Annotated in this window: 21 protein-coding genes; 3 read left to right on the top strand and 18 right to left on the bottom strand. The window is 45.0% G+C overall.

Translation table 11 applies throughout. The features are described from left to right. Nucleotides 1-142: 142 nt before the first annotated feature. From BUR09_RS00795 to BUR09_RS00765, 7 genes are read right to left on the bottom strand one after another with little or no spacing between them, the layout of a single operon-like run. A complete protein-coding gene (locus tag BUR09_RS00795; RefSeq protein WP_074215069.1) occupies nucleotides 143-982 on the bottom strand; it encodes an FAD/NAD(P)-binding protein in 840 nt (279 codons plus the stop codon). Then, nucleotides 982-2,040 (bottom strand): 4Fe-4S dicluster domain-containing protein, encoded by a 1,059-nt coding sequence (locus BUR09_RS00790; protein WP_074215068.1) that lies wholly within the window; start codon nucleotides 2,038-2,040, stop codon nucleotides 982-984. Before BUR09_RS00790 ends, BUR09_RS00795 begins: the two co-directional genes overlap by 1 nt. A gap of 2 nt (nucleotides 2,041-2,042) precedes the next feature. Continuing rightward, nucleotides 2,043-2,999 carry a 4Fe-4S dicluster domain-containing protein gene (locus BUR09_RS00785; RefSeq protein ID WP_074215067.1) on the bottom strand — a complete coding sequence of 319 codons (957 nt, stop codon included), beginning with the start codon at nucleotides 2,997-2,999 and terminating at the stop codon, nucleotides 2,043-2,045. After that, on the bottom strand, nucleotides 2,999-3,523 hold the full coding sequence (locus BUR09_RS00780; protein ID WP_074215066.1) for a hydrogenase iron-sulfur subunit: 525 nt from the start codon (nucleotides 3,521-3,523) through the stop codon (nucleotides 2,999-3,001). The genes BUR09_RS00785 and BUR09_RS00780 overlap by 1 nt, the downstream gene beginning before the upstream one ends. Next, nucleotides 3,499-5,472, bottom strand: coding sequence for a CoB--CoM heterodisulfide reductase iron-sulfur subunit A family protein (locus BUR09_RS00775; protein WP_074215065.1), 1,974 nt, complete (start codon nucleotides 5,470-5,472; stop codon nucleotides 3,499-3,501). The genes BUR09_RS00780 and BUR09_RS00775 overlap by 25 nt, the downstream gene beginning before the upstream one ends. Nucleotides 5,473-5,484: 12 nt before the next feature. After that, on the bottom strand, nucleotides 5,485-6,360 hold the full coding sequence (locus BUR09_RS00770; protein WP_074215064.1) for a CoB--CoM heterodisulfide reductase iron-sulfur subunit B family protein: 876 nt from the start codon (nucleotides 6,358-6,360) through the stop codon (nucleotides 5,485-5,487). Further along, nucleotides 6,360-6,929, bottom strand: coding sequence for a 4Fe-4S dicluster domain-containing protein (locus BUR09_RS00765; RefSeq protein WP_074215063.1), 570 nt, complete (start codon nucleotides 6,927-6,929; stop codon nucleotides 6,360-6,362). The genes BUR09_RS00770 and BUR09_RS00765 overlap by 1 nt, the downstream gene beginning before the upstream one ends. A gap of 928 nt (nucleotides 6,930-7,857) precedes the next feature. Here BUR09_RS00765 and BUR09_RS00760 point away from each other — a divergent pair. Continuing rightward, nucleotides 7,858-8,307, top strand: a complete 450-nt coding sequence (locus BUR09_RS00760) for a metal-dependent hydrolase (protein ID WP_074215062.1) — start codon at nucleotides 7,858-7,860, stop codon at nucleotides 8,305-8,307. A gap of 71 nt (nucleotides 8,308-8,378) precedes the next feature. Here BUR09_RS00760 and BUR09_RS00755 read toward each other — a convergent pair whose 3' ends face one another. From BUR09_RS00755 to BUR09_RS00745, 3 genes are all read right to left on the bottom strand, one after another. Beyond that, nucleotides 8,379-9,224: a J domain-containing protein gene (locus BUR09_RS00755; RefSeq protein WP_074215061.1), complete on the bottom strand. Its 846-nt coding sequence runs from the start codon at nucleotides 9,222-9,224 to the stop codon at nucleotides 8,379-8,381. Between the two features lie 316 nt (nucleotides 9,225-9,540). Next, complete coding sequence (locus tag BUR09_RS00750) at nucleotides 9,541-9,984, bottom strand: YkgJ family cysteine cluster protein (protein WP_074215060.1); 444 nt, start codon at nucleotides 9,982-9,984, stop codon at nucleotides 9,541-9,543. Next, the gene (locus BUR09_RS00745; RefSeq protein WP_074215059.1) at nucleotides 9,985-10,404 is read right to left on the bottom strand and encodes a CoA-binding protein; all 420 of its coding nucleotides are present in this window, start codon (nucleotides 10,402-10,404) and stop codon (nucleotides 9,985-9,987) included. It lies immediately after the preceding gene. Between the two features lie 233 nt (nucleotides 10,405-10,637). Here BUR09_RS00745 and BUR09_RS00740 point away from each other — a divergent pair, with 233 nt between their 5' ends. Next, nucleotides 10,638-11,882 (top strand): M24 family metallopeptidase, encoded by a 1,245-nt coding sequence (locus tag BUR09_RS00740; protein WP_074215058.1) that lies wholly within the window; start codon nucleotides 10,638-10,640, stop codon nucleotides 11,880-11,882. Nucleotides 11,883-11,976: 94 nt separating this feature from the next. On the opposite strand, the gene BUR09_RS00735 is transcribed toward BUR09_RS00740, so the two are convergent. Further along, nucleotides 11,977-12,819 (bottom strand): class I SAM-dependent methyltransferase, encoded by an 843-nt coding sequence (locus BUR09_RS00735; RefSeq protein WP_074215057.1) that lies wholly within the window; start codon nucleotides 12,817-12,819, stop codon nucleotides 11,977-11,979. A 330-nt stretch (nucleotides 12,820-13,149) separates the two neighbouring features. Between BUR09_RS00735 and BUR09_RS00730 the strand changes: the two genes are divergently transcribed. Beyond that, nucleotides 13,150-15,114 (top strand): protein-disulfide reductase DsbD family protein, encoded by a 1,965-nt coding sequence (locus BUR09_RS00730; RefSeq protein ID WP_074215056.1) that lies wholly within the window; start codon nucleotides 13,150-13,152, stop codon nucleotides 15,112-15,114. Nucleotides 15,115-15,234: 120 nt separating this feature from the next. On the opposite strand, the gene BUR09_RS00725 is transcribed toward BUR09_RS00730, so the two are convergent. The 7 genes from BUR09_RS00725 to dut form a co-directional block, all read right to left on the bottom strand. Beyond that, the gene (locus BUR09_RS00725) at nucleotides 15,235-16,086 is read right to left on the bottom strand and encodes a 50S ribosomal protein L11 methyltransferase (RefSeq protein WP_074215055.1); all 852 of its coding nucleotides are present in this window, start codon (nucleotides 16,084-16,086) and stop codon (nucleotides 15,235-15,237) included. A 7-nt stretch (nucleotides 16,087-16,093) separates the two neighbouring features. Further along, on the bottom strand, nucleotides 16,094-16,786 hold the full coding sequence (locus tag BUR09_RS00720; RefSeq protein WP_074215054.1) for an amino acid ABC transporter permease: 693 nt from the start codon (nucleotides 16,784-16,786) through the stop codon (nucleotides 16,094-16,096). Between the two features lie 11 nt (nucleotides 16,787-16,797). Next, nucleotides 16,798-17,499, bottom strand: a complete 702-nt coding sequence (locus BUR09_RS00715; RefSeq protein ID WP_074215757.1) for an amino acid ABC transporter permease — start codon at nucleotides 17,497-17,499, stop codon at nucleotides 16,798-16,800. Nucleotides 17,500-17,567: 68 nt separating this feature from the next. Further along, nucleotides 17,568-18,380 (bottom strand): ABC transporter substrate-binding protein, encoded by an 813-nt coding sequence (locus tag BUR09_RS00710; protein ID WP_074215053.1) that lies wholly within the window; start codon nucleotides 18,378-18,380, stop codon nucleotides 17,568-17,570. Between the two features lie 56 nt (nucleotides 18,381-18,436). Further along, entirely contained in the window at nucleotides 18,437-19,165 is a 729-nt protein-coding gene (locus BUR09_RS00705) for an amino acid ABC transporter ATP-binding protein (protein WP_074215052.1), read from the bottom strand. A 643-nt stretch (nucleotides 19,166-19,808) separates the two neighbouring features. Further along, nucleotides 19,809-21,008 (bottom strand): aspartate aminotransferase family protein, encoded by a 1,200-nt coding sequence (locus BUR09_RS00700; protein ID WP_074215051.1) that lies wholly within the window; start codon nucleotides 21,006-21,008, stop codon nucleotides 19,809-19,811. A 46-nt stretch (nucleotides 21,009-21,054) separates the two neighbouring features. Beyond that, the gene (gene dut, locus BUR09_RS00695) at nucleotides 21,055-21,579 is read right to left on the bottom strand and encodes a dUTP diphosphatase (protein WP_139296714.1); all 525 of its coding nucleotides are present in this window, start codon (nucleotides 21,577-21,579) and stop codon (nucleotides 21,055-21,057) included. Nucleotides 21,580-21,948 lie beyond the last annotated feature (369 nt).

Here is a 21,948-nt window from a genome sequence, read left to right as displayed (position 1 = left end):
TGCCGAAGGATCACCGAAGCAACATTTACCCCACCCTACCTAGTAATTTCCTAATCTTTTTCAAGAGGATGAGGAAGAGGCATCAAAAAAGCCCCCAATGCACTATGGGCATCGGGGGCTTCGTCATTCTATAGCAATCAAACTACAGTTCGTTAGGCAGTTCCTGAAGTTCAGAATACTTGAACACAGGACCATCTACACAAACGTATTTATCGCCGATGTTACAACGACCACAGAGGCCAACACCGCATTTCATACGTTTTTCGAGAGTAGTGATGATTTTGTCATCTTTAAAGCCAAGTTCGTTAAGAGCCATGAGGGTGAACTTAATCATGATTGGAGGGCCACAAGTAACCGCGTAGCCGCTGTTATCAGGATTAATCTCTTTGAGTACGTTCGGGATAAGACCAGTTTTCTGGTAAGGCTTTTTGCCCCACTCTTCGTCTGGATTATCTACGGTCAGCACTACATCAATATCGTCACGCTCAATCCACTCCGCAAGGTCTTCTTGATAGCTCAGGTCCTGAGGAGTACGAGCACCATAAAGAAGAGTGATCTTACCGTAATCATCACGGTTATCCAGCATGTACACAAGAAGTGTACGCAGCGGAGCCATACCGATACCACCACCGATAAAGGTTACGTCCTGTCCTTTCATCTCTTCAGTCGGGAACGCGTTACCAAGAGGAGCACGAACACCAACAGAGTCACCGGCTTTAAGCTGGTGGATACGGGAAGTAACTTCACCTACACGCATTACGGAGAACTGGAGGTAATCCATACGGGTCGGGGAAGAGTTGATTACGAATGTTGATTCACCTGCACCGAAAACAGACAGCTGACCTACCTGTCCCGGTTCAAAAGTGAACTTTTTCATAACCTCTTCATCATCAAAACGAACACGGAAGGTTTTAATGTTGGAAGTTTCTTCCACTACTTCCATGACGGTAGCCATCTCCGGCAGAACTGGATTAGCTTTCATTACTTAGACTCCTTCTTGGCGCTGCGAGCTTGTGCTGCTTTAACAATAGAACGAATATCAATAGAAGCAGGACAACTCTTGATGCAACGACCACAACCACAACAGCCAAAACGCTTATCGTATGTATTAGGGTAGTATGCAAACTTGTGGTTCACACGGTTTTTGAGACGTTTCGCTTTGGTAGTACGCGGGTTATGACCGCTACCTTCCAAAGTGTACTGGAAGCTCATGCAGGTATCCCATGTACGAAGACGCTTACCGGTGGTACCTGTTGGCTCATCAGTAATATTAAAGCAGTAACAGGTAGGACAAAGGTAAGTACATGCGCCACAGCTGAGACAACCGGCAGCCTGCTCTTCCCAAAACTCGTCATCATCAAACACAGCAAGAAGCGCCTCTGGAGCATTGGAGAAATCATGTGCTTCACCAAGCATCTCGCGAGTTGCTTTCTGTACCGCTTCTGCTTCAGCACATTTGTCACCGCCATCTGCAAAGAAGCTTTCTTCAAGCATCTTTCCACCACGTTCGGTCACAGCTTCAGCAGCGAAGCCCCCCTCTACAGGAGTCAAAAGTATGTCGGAACCAGCTTTGTCTGCAGGATCGCTACCTACTTCGTGACAGAAGCAAGTAGACTCAACCGCATTACAAGCAATAGTAACGACCAATGTATTTTCACGGCGTGTTGCGTAGTACGGATCACGAATGCGATCGTTAACAAACACGCTATCAAAAACGGTCATACCGCGAGCACCACATGGACGCGCACCGAAAACTACTGCACGCTCTTTCGGCAAAGTTTCTTTGATGCGAACAGAGGTACGCTCAAGGTCTTCCGGATTTTTATCATATTTATAGGTCAGCAGAGTTTCGTTCTGAGGAAAAACTGCTTCTTTAGGAGAACGCACAGGGATACGGTCAAGAACCGGCTTGCGGTCTTCTCCATACGGACGATAGGTCACGGTTCCGTTGTCATCCACCGGAACAAACACTACGTGGTCTTTCGCCAGTGCTTCAAGCCACGAATTGATGTTTTCGTGTGTGATAAATTTGCAAGCCATGACTAGTGCCGCTCCTCGATAGTTGGTTCTTCCACTTTGAAACACATAAGCGGAGGAGTATCCTCAGGGTTGGTTCCTGCGTTGTATGCGAATACATCACGCACAACGCCAGCCATTTTGCGTCGTAACAACATGATTGGAATGTCCATTGGACAAGCGCGCTCACATTCACCGCATTCTACGCAACGCCCTGTAAGGTGCATTACGTGAATGAGCTGGAACATAAAGTTATTCTGCACATCAGTCTCTTCGCTCAGCCATTTAGGATCGCGAGAGTTAGCAAGGCAGTGATCTTTACATACGCACATTGGACATGCGTTACGGCATGCATAACAACGGATGCAGCGGCGCATCTGGTCCTGCCAGAACGCGAAACGTTCTTCCAAAGAAAGCTTTTCGAATTCTTCGAGAGCCTTATTGGTTTCAGATTCTGGTTTCTTAGCGGATTCTTCGCCTGCAAAGTGGGTGCACTGCAAGGTGTTCGGGTAAGAGCATGTTAAGCACTTATCAGCACACAATTCAGTAAATGGAACGGTCTCTTTCTTTTCACCAGCTTCAACAGTTACAGAAGTACCGTCGTTTTCAACAGACTTGATGTAACCAATATCGCCAAAACGAGTTTGAAGCTTAGTGAGGCTCATCACACCGTTACAACCGAAACCGAATATGGTGAGATCTTCTTTGTTAAGAAGCTCTTCCTGAAGAAGCTGGATAACGGAACGGGAATCACACCCTTTCAATACGAGACCAACCTTCTTGCCACCACGCAGTTCGCGCAGGTAGGAAGACGGGTTTGTCACGCAGTATTCGTTAACAACAAGCTTATCGATATCTTCTTCAGAGCGAATAAAGAGAGGGCTGGTATGCAATGCATCAAAACCCTGCTGCCAACCGATAACGACATCCAGCTCAGGCAATGCCTGACGGATTTGTTCTTTAAGTTCTGCAAGAGCCTGCATTACGCTTTCTCCTTATGACACGGACACGCTTCGCCAAGAGCAACAGCAGCCGCGATTTCTTTCAGACACTCTTCATCATAACCGGTGCCACCGGACAATTTTGGTGCCGGCCCGAGTTTGTGAATACGTTCTGTAAAGGAGGTAACAACATCCTGCCAACGCTGGCCTTCGGATGCAGAAACCCATGTGTAATGGAAGCGCTCCGGATCAATACCGGTAACGGACAGGAACTGCTTAAGCATTTCGAAGCGGCGGCGAGCGTAGAAGTTACCTTCTGCGTAGTGACAGTCACGTGGGTGACAGCCGGATACAAGTACGCCATCTGCACCACTAAGGAGTGCACGTGCAATAAACAGCGGATCAATACGACCAGAACAAGGAACGCGGATTACGCGTAAATCAGTAGGCTGTTCAAAACGTGCAACACCTGCGGTATCTGCACCACCGTAGGAGCACCAGTTACACAGAAAGCCAACGATACGAAGATCGCGATCTTCTGCTAAAAGTCCAGTTGAGCCTGACATAAGGCGTTAACCTCCGCGAGAATCTGGTTGTCTGTAAAGTGCTGGAGCTGGATAGCACCCTGAGGACAGGTAACGGTACAAATACCGCAGCCCTGACATACTGTTTCAATAACTTCAGCTTTTACATTGCCTGCACGGTCGGTCACTTCTTTAATAGCACCGAACGGACAAGTGGTAGCACACTTCAGGCAGCCAACGCAGCGAGATACATCTACTTTGGAAACCTGAGGGTCACTTTCAAGCTTATCTTTTGAGAACAGGCTCATTACTTTAGCTGCTGCCGCACTACCCTGACCAACGGAAGTTGGAATATCTCTTGGCCCCAAGCAGGAACCTGCGAGGTAAACACCAGCGGTGTTTGTTTCAACAGGCTTCAATTTAGGGTGAGCTTCCATAAAGAATCCGTAGGAGTCGTAGGAAATACGCATTTTTTCAGCAAGTGCAGGTGCATTTTTAGCACTTTCCGCACCAACAGCCAGAACTACAAGATCTGCTTCCACTTCTACCTGAGTACCGGCAAGAGTATCAGAACCACGAACAACGTAACGATCACCCTTAGGGTAGATCATAGATACGCGGCCGCGAAGGTACTGAACACCGTACTGTTCCTGTGCTCTACGGGTAAATTCGTCGTAGCCTTTACCAGGAGAACGAATATCCATGTAGAATACGTAAGAGTCAGAATCAGGGATATGGTCTTTAGTCAGAATTGCCTGCTTAGCAGTATACATACAGCAGAAACCGGAGCAGTATGGGCGACCAACCGCAGGGTCACGGGAGCCTACGCACTGTACGAACACAACCTTTTTCGGCTCTTTACCATCAGATGGACGTTTGATGTGACCACCGGTAGGGCCGGATGCGTTCATAAGACGCTCATACTGCAGGGAGGTGATCACGTCCGGGTACTGACCTGCGCCATACTGTTTGTACACAGAATGGTCGAACATGTCGTAACCGGTAGCGGCGATTACAGCGCCGACTTTTTCGGTAATAATTTCATCCTGCTGCTCAAAGTCGATGCACTTGGTAGGACAAATTTTGGCACATACACCACATTTGCCCTTCTTAAGCATCATACAGCCTTCAGGATCGATTGCGGCTTTCTTAGGAATCGCCTGCGGGAATGGAATATTAATTGCGGTACATTTGGAAATGCCTTCGTTGAACTTATCAATGTTCTTCTTACTTGGACATTTTTCCATACATGCGCCACAACCAGTACACTCGTCCCAGTTTACGTAGGTAGCTTTTTTGCGCACTTGCACTTCGAAGTTACCAACGTAACCATCGATTTTTTCCACTTCAGACATTGCATACAGCGTAATATTTTCATGCTGAGAAACGTCTACCATTTTCGGTCCCAAAATACATGAGGAACAGTCAACGGTCGGGAATGTTTTATCGATTTTTGCCATTTTGCCGCCGATGGATTGCTCACGCTCTACCATCACGACCTGATATCCGGCATCTGCACAGTCCAGTGCAGCCTGAATACCAGCAACGCCGCCGCCAATAACAAGAACACGCTTATTAACGTCAAACTTGTTCGCGTAAAGCGGGCTGTTGTTACGCAGCTTTGCAACAGCAATAGATACAAGCTCAAAAGCTTTAACCGTGTTACGTTCCTTGTTTTTACCAATCCAGGAAACGTGTTCACGAATGTTTGCCATTTCAAGCATGTAGCGGTTAAGACCTGCACGCTCAAGAGCACGACGGAATGTTGCCTCGTGCATACGAGGTGAACAAGAAGCAACCACTACGCCATCAAGACCATGTTCTTTAATGGCTTCAATAATTTCGTTCTGTCCCGGCTCGGAACAGGTATACATAGTGTCTGTAGTAAACACTACGTCCTGCAATGTCTTTGCTTGCTCCGCTACAGCCGGACAGTCAACAGTAGCCGCGATGTTACTGCCACAGTGACAGATAAATACGCCTATACGCATACTCTCTCCTTGCTATAAAACGCCAGCAAAACGCAGACGAGGTGTTGGGTCTACTACGAGCTTGGACAAGCCAACCTCTTCAGCAGAAAGACCAAGAGCCAAACCGAGTAACTGTGTGAAGTACATAACCGGAATATCGTAACGGGTACCGTTTGCACGGTTAACCTGACCCTGACGAAGATCAAGGTTCATCTGACAGAGAGGACAGGCTGTTACGATAATCTCAGTATTCAGTGAGTCTGCAACGTCAAGCAGACGTCCTGAGAGTTCAGTTACGAGATTTTTCTTTGGCATACCGGCTGCGGCACCGCAGCACTCAACTTTAAGCGGGAAAGGCAGCACTGTTGCACCACACGCTTCCATGATCTTGTCCATCGCCATTGGATTTTCATGATCATCAAACTGCATAAGTTCCGGTGGACGGTTCATAATGCAGCCGTAGTAACAAGCTACGTTAAGATCTTTGAGCGGTTTAACAACAGCTTTTTTAATAGCGTCAATGCCGACTTTTTCTACGATAAGCTGCAAAGTAGAAGCTACAGTAGCTGCTTTTTCACAGGATTCATCAAGAAGGGCTTCAACGTCTGGGCGAAATTTCTCGTCTTCAATTTTATGAGAAGCAACGCGCAGGTTGGCAAGGCAACTTGGACAAGGTGTCACCACCTCTTCCTGTCCCTGTTTAGCTGCAAGAACAAGGTTACGAGCAGAAAGAGCAGCAGAAAGAGTATGGTTTACTGTATGAGCCGGAGTGGAGCCACAACAGCTCCAATCGTCGATTTCGTTAAGCTCAATGCCGAGCTTTTTACAGACTGCACGGGTGGATTTGTCATATTCAATAGACGTACCACTACCGGAACAGCCCGGATAGTATCCTACAGAAATTGACATTAGCTGTTCTCCTTGGCGGTGTCGCGTTCTCTGAAACGTTTAAAAATTTCAGCAACGTGTTCTTTACCGCGAATTTCGTGCGGCTTAATCGAAAGCTTGTTTTTAGGAAGCATTGCCGGAGCAAGATCTACATCTGTCCAGAATCTACCTGTTTTGCATACGTATGAAGCTGTAACGCCAAGTTCATACACACGACCGTGCTTTTCGACCGACTCAAGGAAAGCATCGCCGAATGCTTTTACATTACGCTCAGTAGCGTAACCTGCTTCACGTGCCATGTGACGCAGAACATCCATAATTTTGGCGACATCAATGCTGTTAGGACAGCGAGTTGTACAGGACTGACAGGTTGCACACAGCCAAATAGAATGGCTTTTAAGGACGGTTTCACGCTGACCAAGCTGCACGAGACGCATTATACGACTTACAGAGAGGTCATACGCAAAGTTATAAGGACAGCCAGCGGTGCAGTTGCCACATTGGTAGCAAGTAAGCACATTCTGTCCACTTCTCTCCTGAACTTCACGGATGAATTCTTTATCCGGTGAGTTAAGAGGGATGGTTTCCATGGCTCCTCCGAGTGTTGACTGAAAAAGGCAGCAAATTGGCATAAGAAACATGCCTAAAACACCAGTTCAGCGGAGAGCGACACAAAAAACAGAAGAACTTTGAAGCAATACAGACCCCAACTGCGATGCAACAAAGGTAAGACAGGCGAAGACTACATTTATAGCAATTTCAAGATATTACTCATAAAAAAACGAGATTATCTTTGTCACCTTAACCCATAGGTAACAAAAACCCGTATTTTTTTGGTAGTCAGATTGTGTGCTGTCTCACATATCAACTATTCTCACTCTGGGCCGTACACATTGTGGGTACCAATCACAATAATAGCCTCGAAAGTGTATCACTCTATTTACAACCTTAACCTAACGCCGCTAACAAACATTGGCAACCAGAATAGTGTTTTTTTTTGAATTTATTTATTGCAAAAAAACTCAGAAAAAACAGCTTTTTGTGATTTTATCATCACAATAAATGCCACATTTTACTTGAAAACTCGGAATCATTGAAAAAACGTGCTGATTTGAGTATTCAATCACTTTTATGAAAAATATTTGATTGATCGCTCAAATATGCAAAAGTAACTATTTGATCTTTCAGGAAAGTAAAAGCGGGGAAAAAAAGTAAAATTACATTTCACTTTTTTTCCCCGCTACCGACCCGAAGGTCCGGAGTGTTTCCATTGGCCGAGGGCGTCCCCTCGGCGCTTTATGTGCAAACAGGCAGCGTGCCCGTCCTGCTCTACACTGTTGTATTATGCCCATAAGTTGTAGATCCTCCATGATATCGAAATACAAAAATATTTTTATAACAGATAGATAATCAATAACAACTGTACACAACTACTCTTTCACCACAGCACGAGTCTTTACCGGATCACATAATTTTATTATATTACTAACAAAATTTCTGTTTGAACAAGGAAACACTATGCCCGGATATAAAGCTCACCTTACAGGTGGCGCAGTATTAGGTGGCAGTGCCATCGCAGCTGCGGTTTATTTTTCATACCTTCCTCAAGACATCTGGCTTCTTGCATCATTATTTGCCATTGCAGTCATGGCTTCACTTTTTCCAGACACCGACACCGAGTCCAAAGGGCAGAACTTTTTCTACTCCCTCATGGCCATCACAGACGTATTACTCATTGTTAACCATTATTACCAATGGGCCGCGATATTAGGGCTTTTTGCAATGCTTCCGGCGTTAGGAAAACACAGAGGCTGGACACACACATGGTGGGCTATGCTTCTCGTTCCAGCGCCTTTGATTGCACTGCCATGGATTTTCTTTCGAGAGACATGGATAGTAACACTACCATTCTATCTTGCAGCTGTAGTCGGGTATTTTTCACACCTGCTGCTTGATAGAGAGTTTTAATTCACCTTTGAAAAACAAAAAATCCTGTCGAATAAAATTCGACAGGATTTTTTCATTACTTTTTCAACAAACTACATGCGACCATAAATCGTCAGATATAAGTCACCAACCCAGCCCCCAATCTTTCGCCCTAACCTACGCAGACGGATTGGGTGTCCTACTCTAAAATCTTGGGGCAATGTAATTTCCAGCTTACGGGTACCACCACTAAGTCCCTGTGAAAGAGTCAGCAGCACCTTAGCCCCGGGGCGAAGATTATGCATCGGCAAATGCATTTCCTGATTGTCATCAAGCTGTCTTTGCAACCACCCTTTCACACCGCCTGTCATATCTACAGAAATATCGCGTTCGCCCCACTGCATTGAGAGTTTACGCTTTTTAGGCATGGTAATCGTCTTACCGCCATCACGCTTAATCTCGCGATAAATATCTTCAAAAACACGCTTTGCGAACGGATCGTTCAGGATCTCATTTAAAACAGATTCTTTTGAATAACTGCGCTGTTCCTGGTTCCAAAAAGAATCATCGAACTCTGGACGCTGCTTGTTATACGTATCGCCGCTGCTTGCATGCCTGCTTTTCTGAGCATCAAAATTTGACTTTGCTTTGCGGTATGCTGCACGAGCGCGATCACGCACAGTACTGTCGCGAGATTCACGTTCGGAGCGGTAACCACTAGCTGCAGAGCGCGCTTTACCGGAATATGAAGAAGAACTTGAAGACTCAGTACTTTTTGAAGCAGATGTAATAATAACATATGCCTCATTCAGCTGCTGAAAATTACGTGACGCATTAGGATCATCCGGATGCAAATCCGGATGCAGTTCAAAAGCGCGCTTACGGTACGCTTGCTTGACAACATCTTCAGAAGCCCCGTTGGGTACATTCAGTAACTTATAGCATTCGCGTAACGTCACGACTCCTCCATAAAAGACAAACTGGGCAGCACAGGTAATTCACCTGCTGAAACATATGCAGATCATGACAACCAAACCGCAGCAAAGCTGCCAAACAGCCATGCCCATCGGACGACACTCACGCATTCACAGCTTCCGGTGCGCAACAGTCAAAATGACTTGTCTCTGCATCTAAAAAAACATGCAATAACATCATGTTATTGTACGAATTTTACCATACGCTAACATTATATATAAAAAAGGCCGGCTTCATAAGAGCACTTCCCCTATGAATATCCAGCCTTTTTAAAATCACAGTATATTGTAAAGCGGTGACCTACTCATCATCAAGAATAAGAGCGCGAGCCTCACAACTTTTATCACTGGCAAGCAGGTTATGTTCACGCAAATACGCTTTTCCCTGCTTTGCAAATTCACCATGGGTTACATCTCTTCGGATGCCCGGGCAAAAGTCTTTAGCCATTTCCCAAGACTCAGAATCAATTACGTTACCACGGAAGTAAGGCCATGCACGGCAAATATCAGGCTTGGCAATATGCACACCGCAGCCTTTACCCTGCACAAAGAAAATACAGTACTTATCTTCACCTACGCGAATGCGCAGCTTGCCGTCTTTGGTTTCACCATACTTTTCGGTGAATTCTTCAGCAGACATTTTCAAATGTTCTGTAATACGGGCAAGATCTGTAGGACTGACAATAATACCGCCCTCACCTTCACAACAGTGTCCGCACATCTGACAATCAAACGCTTCTTTCATCTATTTATTCTCCAAGCCGAGCCTGCTGTGTTCAACCATAATGCATTTATTTTCAACTACAGCAATCCCATTGGCAGCAAGTTTTTCTCCGGCTTCCTGACTTCTGATGCCGGACTGCATCCAGAACATTTTCGGCTTGTGCTTAAGCGCAAGAACCTCATCAGCATGGGCAGAACAATACTGTGATGCACGGAATACGTTCACGATATCAACATGTACTGGAATATCTGCAATGGACTTATATGTTGTCAGTCCCCACACGTTCTGCCGAATTGGATGCACTGGAATAACAGTGTATCCCTGATCTATAAGATAAGTACCGACCATGTTAACAGGCTGACCAGCTTTATCTTTTGCGCCGATGATCGCGATTACCTTTGCCTCGACAAGTGCCTCGCGCATTGATTCATCAAAAATCATAATTTCCTCTCAGAAAATGTTGCGAGGCGAACAAAACTCACCTCTGGCACGAAGTTAATAACGTATCGCTAGGGCATTATAATTAAATATGAGTGCCACAATACTTTCAAACATAACTACCGCAGCCTGTGGTTTCTGTATACTGTATTTGCTGGGAACACCAGTAGTTCATATCCCCATTGCCCACTGGTGCAGATTGGCTTATAACCGACTGGCACACCCAAGGAGCAATTATGTCTAAGATATTACCAGTTATTGAAAAAATCCCGGCAGAAGAGCTTGCGATTCGCCATACACGCTGCCGTGAACTCTTAGATCGTTTTATGCCGGACGTATCCGGCATGCTCGTATTTTCCCGCATCCAGCTATATCACCTCACAGGAACCCTTGCGAACGGAGTATTCTGGCTCCCTAAAGAGGGAACACCTGTACTTATGGCTCGCCACGGTGTTGAGCGATGTCGTCTTGAAAGTTCTATTAAAGAAATTCATGCGTTCCGCTCATTCAGCGATATTGAACAAATTCTAAGCGGTGTCGGCTCCCCGCTTCTTCCTGCCGAAGCTGCTGATATTGGGGTCGATTTTTCCGGTGTCACATGGCAGGTGGGAGACCTTCTCCGTAAAAAACTACCGCATATATCATTCATCCCATGCGACAAAATCTTAACTGCCGGACGTGCTGTTAAGACAGAATGGGAGTTAAAGAAACTCCGCCTGGCTGGGGCCCGTCACCATAAAGCGGTATACCACGACCTTCCGAAACGTCTTCACATCGGCATGACAGAGCGCGAAATTGCCCATGTATCATGGGAAATATTCTTTGCAAAAGGACACTGCGGCATGCTGCGTATGAATACCTTTGGCGAAGATGTTTTTCTCGGGCACATTGCCGCTGGAGAATCCGGCAACTACCCGAGCCACTTTAACGGCCCTCTCGGCTTAATAGGTGAACACCCTGCAACCCCATTTATGGGATATGCAGGCAAAGTGTGGCGCAACAACTCCCCATTAGCTGTTGATATTGGCTTTGCACTTGAGGGATACCACACCGACAAAACTCAGGTTTACTGGGCTGGGGCAAAGAAAAACGTTCCGGATGTCGTCCGTAACGCCCACGAAATCTGTATAGAAATCCAAAACACTATCGCCGAAGAGCTACGCCCTGGAAGCATTCCATCAGAGCTCTATCAAAAGTCTCTCAAAATGGCAGAACGTGCCGGCTTTGAAGACGGTTTTATGGCACTGGGTGCCAACAAAGTTAAATTCCTTGGTCACGGTATCGGCCTTGGTGTCGACGAACATCCTGTCATTGCAAAAAGTTTTGATGAACCACTTGAAAAAGGCAATGTCATTGCATTGGAGCCAAAGATCGGCATCCCGGGCATTGGCATGGTTGGCGTTGAAAATACCTTTGAAGTTACCGACGGAGCTAGCGTATGCCTGACAGGCGATGCGTATGACATGATTTGTATTGAATAATCGCAAGCGCCATAACCTCATATAAAAAAACAAGAAAAGGCGACTACAAAAACAGTCGCCTTTATTCTTTCTTCTCGCAAAGCCAAACCTAAGGCTATGCACTCCGCAGCACAACAGCCATTTCATCCGAACCGGTATATTCCTCACCCCGCACATCATTATATACAGAATCGATACGCAGTCCATGCGCTTCTACTTCTTCAGAAAGTGCTTCAAGTGTAAAAAACTGAAGCCAGTTGTAGATAACACGTGTTTCATCCGGTAAAACAATTGTGTACTTATCCAATTTCACTTTCTCTTCAATGTACTTAAATACATTAATAAAGCCAAAATAGTCATCCGGTGCCCAAAAATGGTTCATCAAATTACGCTCATACGTTTCAGACTCTTTCCGATGAGCAAATGCCTTATCCGTATAAACATCAAAAACAATTGAACCATCAGCAGCTAACATACGTTTCCATTTTTTAAGAAGCAGACCTCGTTGTTGCGGTGACAGCGCACAAAAGTCGCACATTATCATCGTAACAAGATCAAATTCAGCCTCGGTTTCAAATTCTAAGTAATTTTGCTCCACATAAGTAATACTGAGACCATGTTCCTCTGCATATTGCTTTGCGTAGTCAATTGAGTTTGCGGAAAAATCCACTCCTGTCACCTCAGCACCACATTGAGCAAAACGTGACGTATAAAGGCCAGGTCCACAACCAAAATCAATCACCTTTGTATCTTCATTCAAACCAAATTTTGTATTCAGCCATGCTACGGATTCATCGATAAAACGCTCACTACGCGAGGCTAAATCAACATCCTGATTAAGGTGAAAATTCAACATCTGTGTCGCAACATACGGGTCAGCCCACAGTTGACCTGCGGTATATTTTGACCATACATCTGGGCGATGAGTTATCGTACTCAGTGCATCGAATAAATTCATATAATTTACTCACAATCATTATTTCACAGTGACTAACAACGATAGCAATACGCTATCAAAAAAATATCAGTTGCTATCTTCTGTGGATATTCTGTAATGTTTTCATATCATTGCGCAGCTAGCATGTGAAAAATAATGAGTCAAATTGCGCTCACCATCTGCTTGATAGATATAACCAGCCTAGCTGCCTAATGAAACTTCATATTCTTTTTAACGTCATCGACCATACTGACTTCAAGGCACTTTTCACAGCGCGGATCATATCTTTATTTCTTTCGACAACTACCAATAACTTTTGCCAACCATAATAAAATCAACCATAAATATAGTATGAAACAGACAAAACTTCTTTTTATATTCTGTATAGCTACCCTTTGCCTCATCATATCACTGGGGCTCGGACTTGCTTCTACCATTCCGGCTAGCTTTTCTGCAGAGCCATTCTTCTCAGCAACCCAGAATGACGCTACCGTCATCAAGCTACGCATTACACCGGATTCTGAATACCACTTCTATTCCCGTGAAAAAGGCGAAACGGGAAAACCTACATCTATTTCTGTTTCCCCGTCTATCGCTGGAACAACAGTGCGCTATCCTGCGGGCATCAAAGCTCCAGACCCTATCTTAACAAATAAGACAACGTACCTGTATGAAGGTGCAGAAAATATCTTCATCACAATCCCCGCTCCTGCTGTAACCGATATAAACATTATTGCCTCGCTGCTACTCTGCTCTGATGTCCGATGCACTCCTGTCCATAAGGTTATTCCTGTCAGCTGGAAGAACACCACCCTTGCGGAGGCTGAATCACAGCAATGGTGGAACAATTACCTATCGATTAAAGCAATTGCTCCCGATACTGCTACTCATAGAAACGCCTCTTCAACCAACGAGACTGCCAAGCTGGCTCAAGAACTCGGAGTTCAACTCCCATCACAAGCTGATTCAACAGGCACGCCTCTTACATCCAAGTTTAAAAGCAAAACGTCATCCAGCAGCTTATCCAAACAATCGAAAGCTGTTATGGACTTCACGCCTAAACAGGACGTAAAAAAACATGAGTACACGTTTACACCACGCTACTTTTTGAAAGCATTAGAAGTTGGCACGCTAGGCAAGGCCATTCTTTTGGGTTTACTCGCTGGATTCATTCTAAACCTCATGCCATGCGTACTGCCTGTAATCAGCCTGAAACTAACTTCTTTGTTGGTTGCCACAAGGATCACAGACAAGGCCGAGCGTACGCGCATATTCCGTGAACATAACCTCTTTTTCGCACTTGGAATTCTCACCTGGTTCTCATTATTGACTATTGTTCTTAGCACATTTGAACTGGCCTGGGGACAGCTTTTCCAGAATCAGGGCCTGTTGATCGCATTGGTTATTGTGATCTTTGCTCTTGCACTTTCGATTTTTGATATTTTTCCATTACCAATGTTCAGCATTACAGGTCACGGACCTAAGAACGGAAATGACAGATGGAGTGCATTCTCAACAGGACTCCTAGCTACACTACTGGCTACACCATGCAGTGGACCCTTTCTTGGCGGGGTATTAGGCTGGGCGTTATTACAACCTATCAGCGTACTTATATTAATCTTCTTGTCTATCGGTGTAGGCATGGCGCTGCCCTATTTTGCAATGGCAATGTTTCCTACACTGGTCACCCGCTTTCCTCATCCCGGCGCATGGACGCACACACTCTCACAACTTGTCGGTTTTTTCCTTATGGGAACAGTTGTGTACCTGCTGCTCATACTCCCGACAGAAATTCTACCGGACATGCTTATTATCCTGTGGGTAACCACAATAGCCGCATGGGCATGGGGGCGATTCTCTGGACTGGCTTACTCTAGGCTCCGCAATATCCTTATTCGACTTCTCTGTATCCTACTCGTTGCTATTACTATTTTTACAGTTTTCAAGGAAACACCCAAAGCAGAGGAATGGAAAGAGTTCACTCCAGATACTTTCTTTTCGGAACTACACCACAAACGCTTAGTTGTAGATTTCACGGCGGATTGGTGCCCTAACTGCAAGGTGCTGGAGCAGACAGTGCTCACTCCCGAAAACAGGGCTCGTTGGAAAAAAGAATTCAATGTGACATTTGTTCAAGTAGACATGACCAACGAGAATGTTGAACAGCAAAAATTCCTTGAGTCTCTTGGTTCCAGCTCTATTCCTGTCGTTGCCATATTCCCGAAAGGAAAAAACGCAACATCACCAATAGTCTTACGCGATATATTCACAACCAGCCAAATGGAAGAGGCTTTGAAGAAAGCATTCAGTGAATAAAAATTAAGTTCATAGACGCAAAAAAGCCCCGCTGCATTGCAGCGGGGCTTTTTTGGCCAAAATATAAATACGTATCTAATGCGACAGTTCGACCAATTGTCGACTATAAACGATCAGAATTTATTCCCAGATAAGTGCAGCCCACTCACCTTCGATGATGCGACGTGCTTCAGGAAGTCCTAACTCTCTGTACACAGCTTCAACCTGATCAGCCTGAGTTGCGAGCAGGCCAGAAAGAACAAGGCAACCACCCGGCTTAACAAGCTTAAAGATTTCTACTGCCATTTCCATCAAAGGACGAGCCAGAATGTTAGCAAGAACCACATCGAAGTCACCACAGACTGCATCTGCAGAGCCCTGATAAACTTCGAAAGTTTCAGAAGAAACATTGTTGAGCTCTTTGTTTTCTTCTGTGTTTTCAATGGCGAGCATATCAATATCTACGCCCACACCAGAAAGTCCAAGCTTAACACAGCCAATGCCGAGAATACCGGAGCCTGTTCCAAGATCAAGGAAGGTCTGGCCTTCGTGAATGCGTCCTTCAGACGCAAGCTTTGAAACAGAAGCAAGGCACAAAGCTGTAGTTGGGTGATGACCTGTACCGAATGCAGTCTTCGGTTCAATCACGATAGGAGTGCGGCCTTCAAGCGGCTCTTTCTCACACATCCAAGGTGCAATAACCTTAAAGTGCTCACCGATTTTCACCGGAGTAAAGAAGTCACGCCATGCCTTCATCCAGTCCTGATTAGGCACATCAGTACGAGTCACATCTGCTTCCGGAACCGCACTGTAAAGCGCAGTCAAAAACTCTTCACAGAATGCCGGATTCTCAATGTGAACACGGTAAAGAACGTCGCCGGTCGGAAGATTCTCTTCTTCCCAGCCATAATTGAGCTGCTGAACCATGGCAATTGTTGCCATATCCTGCATATGCTCTGGAACACGTATTTCCAGTCTGACAAGGTCTGCCATAAATTAATTACCCTCTTGCCTGATATCGAGCCATTTTCTTTTCAAGTTTTCGACTCAAGGCAGTAAGGACGTAACAAATCACGAAGTACATGACAAGGATCGTAAGGTAGATCTCCATCGGAGCAGAAAGCGTACGGTTGTTTACCTGTACTGCGGCACGAGTGAGTTCGACAACCCCGATAACATATGCTAGCGATGTGTCTTTTGTCAATGAAACAAACTGGTTAACAAAAGAAGGAATCATATTGCGCAGTGCTTGAGGCAAGATGACATAACGCATGGCCTGAAGATGGCTAAGCCCACTCGCACGGGATGCTTCCATCTGCCCTTTTGGCAGCGCTATAACACCTGCACGTACGATTTCACCGATATATGCACCTGTAAATACAATAAATGCAACCAATGCAGACTCAGCTTCCGGCAAAGTTTTTCCAAGCAAAATCGGCGCAAGGAAGTAAAACCAGAAAATAAGCATGAGCAACGGCACGCCGCGAATAATTTCAATGTAAATTACAGACGGAATTTTTATGTACCAGCGTTTTGAAAGACGCATCAAACCGGCAGCAAGACCGATCCAAAATGCACCAAAAATACCACCGATAGAAAGCAGAACGCTCAGTGCAAGACCGCCCAAAGGGCCTTCAGGATACGCACCCCAGAGAAGGTACGGAAAGTTATCTATTACAATATCCCATTGCATACGTCGTTCTCCTAGTAGCTAACAGCACGCAGGAAGCGCTTGTTGTAGAAGTTAATGGAGAAAGAAACTAACAGTGAGATACACAGGTAGATAAGCGTACTGATAGTAAATGCTTCAAACCCGCGGAACGTATACGATTCAATCTGTCGAGCCATATAGGTCAACTCTGCAACACCGATAGTCATACAAAGGGAAGAGTTTTTAACAAGGTTAAGTGCCTGTGAGATCATAGGAGGCACAATAATTCTGAATGCCTGAGGCAAAATTACATACCGCATAGCCTGCACAAAAGTGAGACCACAAGCGCGGGATGCTTCAAGCTGGTTTTTAGGAATAGAGTTTACACCAGCACGAATTTCTTCAGCAATAAATGCTGCGGTGTAAACAGATAAAGCGATAACACCAGCACAGAACTCAAAGTCCTGCTCATAGAGCCACTCAAGAAGAAATCGCGGAAGAAAACTATCTGCACCGAAATACCAGAAAAATATTTGTACAAGAAGCGGGGTATTACGGAAAAATTCAGTAAACGAAGCACTAAACCAGATAAGCGGCTTAACCTTCGTCATGCGCATTACAGCGATAACAGTACCGAGCAGTAAAGCAATGGCAAGCGAGACCGCAGAGATCTGCAGAGTAACGCCAACACCACTAATGATCCAATCCAGATACTCACCGGAGAGGACTTTATTCCAATCGAACGTATAATTCAAAACAGCCTCGAAACAGTAAAATAAAGAGCGCAATGCAGCCATTGCGCTCTTTATCAGTTAGTTAGAGCTTATGGCCACAATTCCATCTGCCAGGTAAGAGGCAGATAGTAGTTAGTGTCTTTGCCGAACCATTTGTTGTAAATTTTCTGGTATTCGCCAGAACGCCAAAGGTCGTTCAGAACTTTGTTGATGAGATCACGGAAATCGGAATCGTTTTCTGCAATACCAAGACCGTAAGGCTCAGCAGCAATGTAATCACCAACGATTGCCCATTTGGATGGGTCTGGAGCAGAGTTTTTAAGGCCAAGAAGGATGGTGGAGTCGGTAGTAACAGCAACTGCTTTACCCTGCTTGAGAGCAAGGAATGCCTGTGGGTACTCGTCAAAAGAAAGTACGCGAGTTTTAGGCTGAGCAGTTTTAATGTTTTTCTCAGAAGTAGAACCTTTTACGGTTGCTACTTTTTTGCCTGCAAGATCAGCTGCAGACTTGATACCGGAATCTTTAGCCACGAGCAGTTTCTGACCGTCCATGAAGTATGTGATGGAGAAGTCAATAACTTCATCGCGAGCATGTTTGTGAGTCATAGTAGCTGCGGCAATATCAACTTGTCCGTTAACAACCATCGGGATACGGGTGGAGGAAGTAACTGTCTTAAGCTGCAGTTCAACACCAAGTTCTTTTGCAATTGCGCGACAGATATCCACATCAAAACCAACAAGCTGGCTGGAATCCTGATCAACAAAACCAAAAGGAACTACAGAATCTTTAACGCCACAAACTAATGCACCGCGTGCTTTAATGTCGTCAATTTTGCCCGCAAAAGCAGTGGTGCAGGCCAGTACGAGACATAAAGTCAATGCCATCAGCACAAAACGTTTCATATACTTACTCCTATTAAGCTGGTCGAGTTTGCGAAAGATAACAAACCCATATTATTCTAGAGGATTTCCTTCAGGAAAGCCTTTGTTCGCTCATGTTGCGGATTGGTGAAGAAATGCTCCGGTGTACCCTCTTCCACAATCTCACCGCCATCCATAAAGATCACACGGTCAGCAACTTCACGGGCAAAGCCCATTTCGTGCGTTACGCACAGCATTGTCATGCCTTCGCGTGCAAGATCCTTCATAGCGTTGAGAACTTCGTTAATCATTTCAGGGTCGAGAGCAGAGGTAGGTTCGTCAAACAACATAACCTTTGGCCTCATTGCAAGAGCACGGGCAATTGCCACACGCTGCTGCTGACCACCGGATAACTCGATAGGGTACTTACTTGCCTGATCATGAATGCCAACACGTTCAAGCAATTTCATTGCAAGCTCTTCAGCCTGTCCTTTAGGCATATTGCGCACCTTAATCGGTGCAAGCGTTACGTTATCGAGAACGGTGAGGTGCGGGTACAGGTTAAACTGCTGAAACACCATGCCCACTTCTGTGCGCAAGTCGTTTACATTAACGTCATCTGCATGAATGGAATGACCTTCAAGCAGAATTTCGCCTTTCTGGATTTCTTCAAGGCGGTTGATACAACGAATAAAAGTTGACTTACCAGAGCCTGAAGGGCCACAGATAACAAGCACTTCACCCTGTTCAACCTTTTCACTCACGTTTTTAAGAACGTGGAAGTCGCCATACCATTTGTTGATATCTTTGATTTCAATCATCGCCATGATGAATACATCCTATATCGGACACCGCACGGGGCATCCTGTTTCCATTTTTGTTATTTAGAAAAAGAAGAAGATGACGTTCAAAAAGGAAAGAATTTTTTACAGTGCGGACAAAAAATGAGGCATTTTGAAAAAATTTCAAAAAGAAAAACCCCATACACCCCCTCGAACGCAACTCCGCTAACCTCCCAATCTTATTACATGAGTATTTTATTTTTTGTCAACTCAACTGAGATTCTCATAAAAAAACATAAAATTTGATTTAATTGCTTACACAATCATTATAACTTTTAATTATATATTATAGATACTTATAACACAAAAAAGCTTAATAGCGCCCATCAACCTTATTCACTTTTTTACCCGCTCATCCGCCCCCTCAGCTCACCCACTTTTAACGTCAAAATCGCACTGTTTGCTAGTTTTACATTTTTGTAACAAATATTTTGACATTCAAAACAGACGTGCTATCTCAGCGGTTTATCAGCAACAAAATTGTCGACAATCACGATGACAACCTGACTTATTATTACAATTTATGCCGTTACAAAATTTTCTTTAGAAAAAATTGTAAAATTCAAAAAAAATTCCCCGTCTCTTCTGAGACAGGGAATTTGCAGTAATGGCAATAAAAGTAACGATGCTATTTTTGAGAGAGCAACTCCTCTAACGCATTGGCAAAAGCATCAATATCTTCTTTCGTAATCACTAACGGTGGCACCAAACGCAGCACTCGCTCCTGAGTAAGGTTCAAAATAAAGCCCTTTTCAATAAGCGCTTCCCACACAGCCTTTCCTTCATTCGCAAGAACAACACCAATCATAAGACCATGGCCACGTACTTCTTCAATAGTACCTGGACAACGCTTACCAATCTCACGGAAAGCATTCATGGCGTATTCACCAAGATCATGTGCACGTTCTGCAAGCTTTTCATCAACCATGATATCGATAACTTTGGCTGCAACAGCAGAAAGAGCTGCCCCTGCACCGAAGGTGGTCGCATGGCTTCCCGGTTCAAAGCCCTGTGCAACTTCATCAGTACACAGCATTGCCCCCATTGGAAGACCGTTGGCAAGAGCCTTAGCACAACTCATGACATCCGGCTGGAGGTCAAATAACTGGTGTGCCCAAAACTTACCGGTACGACAAAGACCTGTCTGAATCTCATCCACCATAAAGAGAATACCCTTTTCACGGCAAATGCGTTCAACACCTTTTGCAAACTCAGCAGTCATTGGACGGATTCCGCCCTCACCCTGAATAACCTCTACAAGCACACCGGCTGTGGAATCGGTAATTGCCTCTTCCAACACGTCAAGATTACCCCACTCAACCTGCTTAAAGCCTTGTGGAATTGGGGCAAACCCATCTGCAAACTTGGCCTGTCCTGTTGCGGCAACGGTTGCCAGAGTCCTGCCGTGGAATGCACCTGTAAAGGTAATAATTTCACCTGCATCACGCCCTTTAACCCGCTGAGTGTATCGTCGGCAAATTTTAATGGCTGCTTCATTTGCTTCCGCACCAGAGTTACAGAAAAACGCTTTGTCAAAACGACAAGTTGCGAGAATTTTTTCTGCAAGATCAAGCTGCTCTTCCTGATAAAACAGGTTGCTAACATGCACGAGCTTTCGAGCCTGTTCCGCCACTACGTCTGCAAGCTCCGGTCGGCAATGACCAACATTAGTCACAGCAATACCAGCTAACAGGTCAATGTACTCTTTGCCATCAAAGTCATATAAACGAGCGCCCTCGCCTCGCTTGATCGCGAGTGGGTAACGCCCGTAGGTGCGGCATAAAAGCTTTTCTTCACGATGTTTCAATGCATCAAAACTAGTACTCATTCTATTATCCGCTTTTTTACCGCTCACTGCGGGTTATAAGTTTACGTTACATAGTCCCGGTATGTCCGAAACCACCTTCGCCACGCTCAGTTTCTTCAAGTGAATCTACTACGGAAATCTGAGCACGGAAAAACGGCTGAAAGACCAGTTGTGCCACACGTTCACCACGTGTGATGACACGGTCTTCGCCGGAAGTATTCAATAATGAAATAAATATTTCACCGCGATAATCAGGATCAACAACCCCGACGCCCTGACTGACGGTTAATCCCTTTTTGGTACCAAGCCCGCTACGGGAATAGATAAATCCCGCCACAGTATTACACTGAGGGTCAATGGCGATACCGGCAGGAATCGCATAACGGCCTCCGGCAGGGATCATAATATTGTCTTGCTCAAAACAGGCTCGCAAATCCAACCCAGCAGAGCACGGCGTTGCATATGCAAGGCCGCAGGCACCATCAGCCCCTGCACCAGCACCAGCACCATATAATTCAGCTGCTGACCCACGCAGAAAGCGCACATTCAGTTGTAATGTCATTATATTCTGTAACGATTCCTGATCGCCCACGGATAACTCCAGAATTTTTTTCAGATAATTGGTCAAACAAACATAATCAATATTCCAGACACGCCAGAGAGTAAAGAAACGAAACTACGTTTTTAGTTCTACCGAAGATCTCCCTTTCTGACAGATTGCTACAAATCACATTCAGAAAGTCTTCAACAAGTCATGTCCAATCACCAAAGAGAGCATGCCGCAACGCGCACATTTACTATCAAACTGAAAAAACACATTTCCATTGTTCACGCGGTATGCACAGTCGATATTTACAATAACCCTTTAAACTTCAAAAAGTTATATTAAAAAATGCATTTTCTACGCGTTGATTAATCATCAAAAACACTGCGAAAAAAAGTGACTCTGTGGCATAACAAG

The sequence above is a fragment of the Halodesulfovibrio marinisediminis DSM 17456 genome (assembly GCF_900129975.1).
Lineage (GTDB): Bacteria > Desulfobacterota > Desulfovibrionia > Desulfovibrionales > Desulfovibrionaceae > Halodesulfovibrio > Halodesulfovibrio marinisediminis.
The sequence above is the reverse complement of the archived record's forward strand: the minus strand, read 5'-3'. Positions and strand labels throughout refer to the sequence as shown.

What these genes read in the sequence shown, in the direction of transcription:
- BUR09_RS00710 (WP_074215053.1), bottom strand. Translation starts at nt 18,380, where the DNA reads ATGAAACGTTTTGTGCTGATGGCATTGACTTTATGTCTCGTACTGGCC.
- BUR09_RS00735 (WP_074215057.1), bottom strand. Translation starts at nt 12,819, where the DNA reads ATGAATTTATTCGATGCACTGAGTACGATAACTCATCGCCCAGATGTA.
- BUR09_RS00720 (WP_074215054.1), bottom strand. Translation starts at nt 16,786, where the DNA reads ATGCAATGGGATATTGTAATAGATAACTTTCCGTACCTTCTCTGGGGT.
- BUR09_RS00760 (WP_074215062.1), top strand. Translation starts at nt 7,858, where the DNA reads ATGCCCGGATATAAAGCTCACCTTACAGGTGGCGCAGTATTAGGTGGC.
- BUR09_RS00785 (WP_074215067.1), bottom strand. Translation starts at nt 2,999, where the DNA reads ATGCAGGCTCTTGCAGAACTTAAAGAACAAATCCGTCAGGCATTGCCT.
- BUR09_RS00740 (WP_074215058.1), top strand. Translation starts at nt 10,638, where the DNA reads ATGTCTAAGATATTACCAGTTATTGAAAAAATCCCGGCAGAAGAGCTT.
- BUR09_RS00730 (WP_074215056.1), top strand. Translation starts at nt 13,150, where the DNA reads ATGAAACAGACAAAACTTCTTTTTATATTCTGTATAGCTACCCTTTGC.
- BUR09_RS00750 (WP_074215060.1), bottom strand. Translation starts at nt 9,984, where the DNA reads ATGAAAGAAGCGTTTGATTGTCAGATGTGCGGACACTGTTGTGAAGGT.
- BUR09_RS00705 (WP_074215052.1), bottom strand. Translation starts at nt 19,165, where the DNA reads ATGGCGATGATTGAAATCAAAGATATCAACAAATGGTATGGCGACTTC.
- BUR09_RS00765 (WP_074215063.1), bottom strand. Translation starts at nt 6,929, where the DNA reads ATGGAAACCATCCCTCTTAACTCACCGGATAAAGAATTCATCCGTGAA.
- BUR09_RS00775 (WP_074215065.1), bottom strand. Translation starts at nt 5,472, where the DNA reads ATGCGTATAGGCGTATTTATCTGTCACTGTGGCAGTAACATCGCGGCT.
- BUR09_RS00700 (WP_074215051.1), bottom strand. Translation starts at nt 21,008, where the DNA reads ATGAGTACTAGTTTTGATGCATTGAAACATCGTGAAGAAAAGCTTTTA.
- BUR09_RS00795 (WP_074215069.1), bottom strand. Translation starts at nt 982, where the DNA reads ATGAAAGCTAATCCAGTTCTGCCGGAGATGGCTACCGTCATGGAAGTA.
- BUR09_RS00780 (WP_074215066.1), bottom strand. Translation starts at nt 3,523, where the DNA reads ATGTCAGGCTCAACTGGACTTTTAGCAGAAGATCGCGATCTTCGTATC.
- BUR09_RS00725 (WP_074215055.1), bottom strand. Translation starts at nt 16,086, where the DNA reads ATGGCAGACCTTGTCAGACTGGAAATACGTGTTCCAGAGCATATGCAG.
- BUR09_RS00745 (WP_074215059.1), bottom strand. Translation starts at nt 10,404, where the DNA reads ATGATTTTTGATGAATCAATGCGCGAGGCACTTGTCGAGGCAAAGGTA.
- BUR09_RS00790 (WP_074215068.1), bottom strand. Translation starts at nt 2,040, where the DNA reads ATGGCTTGCAAATTTATCACACACGAAAACATCAATTCGTGGCTTGAA.
- BUR09_RS00770 (WP_074215064.1), bottom strand. Translation starts at nt 6,360, where the DNA reads ATGTCAATTTCTGTAGGATACTATCCGGGCTGTTCCGGTAGTGGTACG.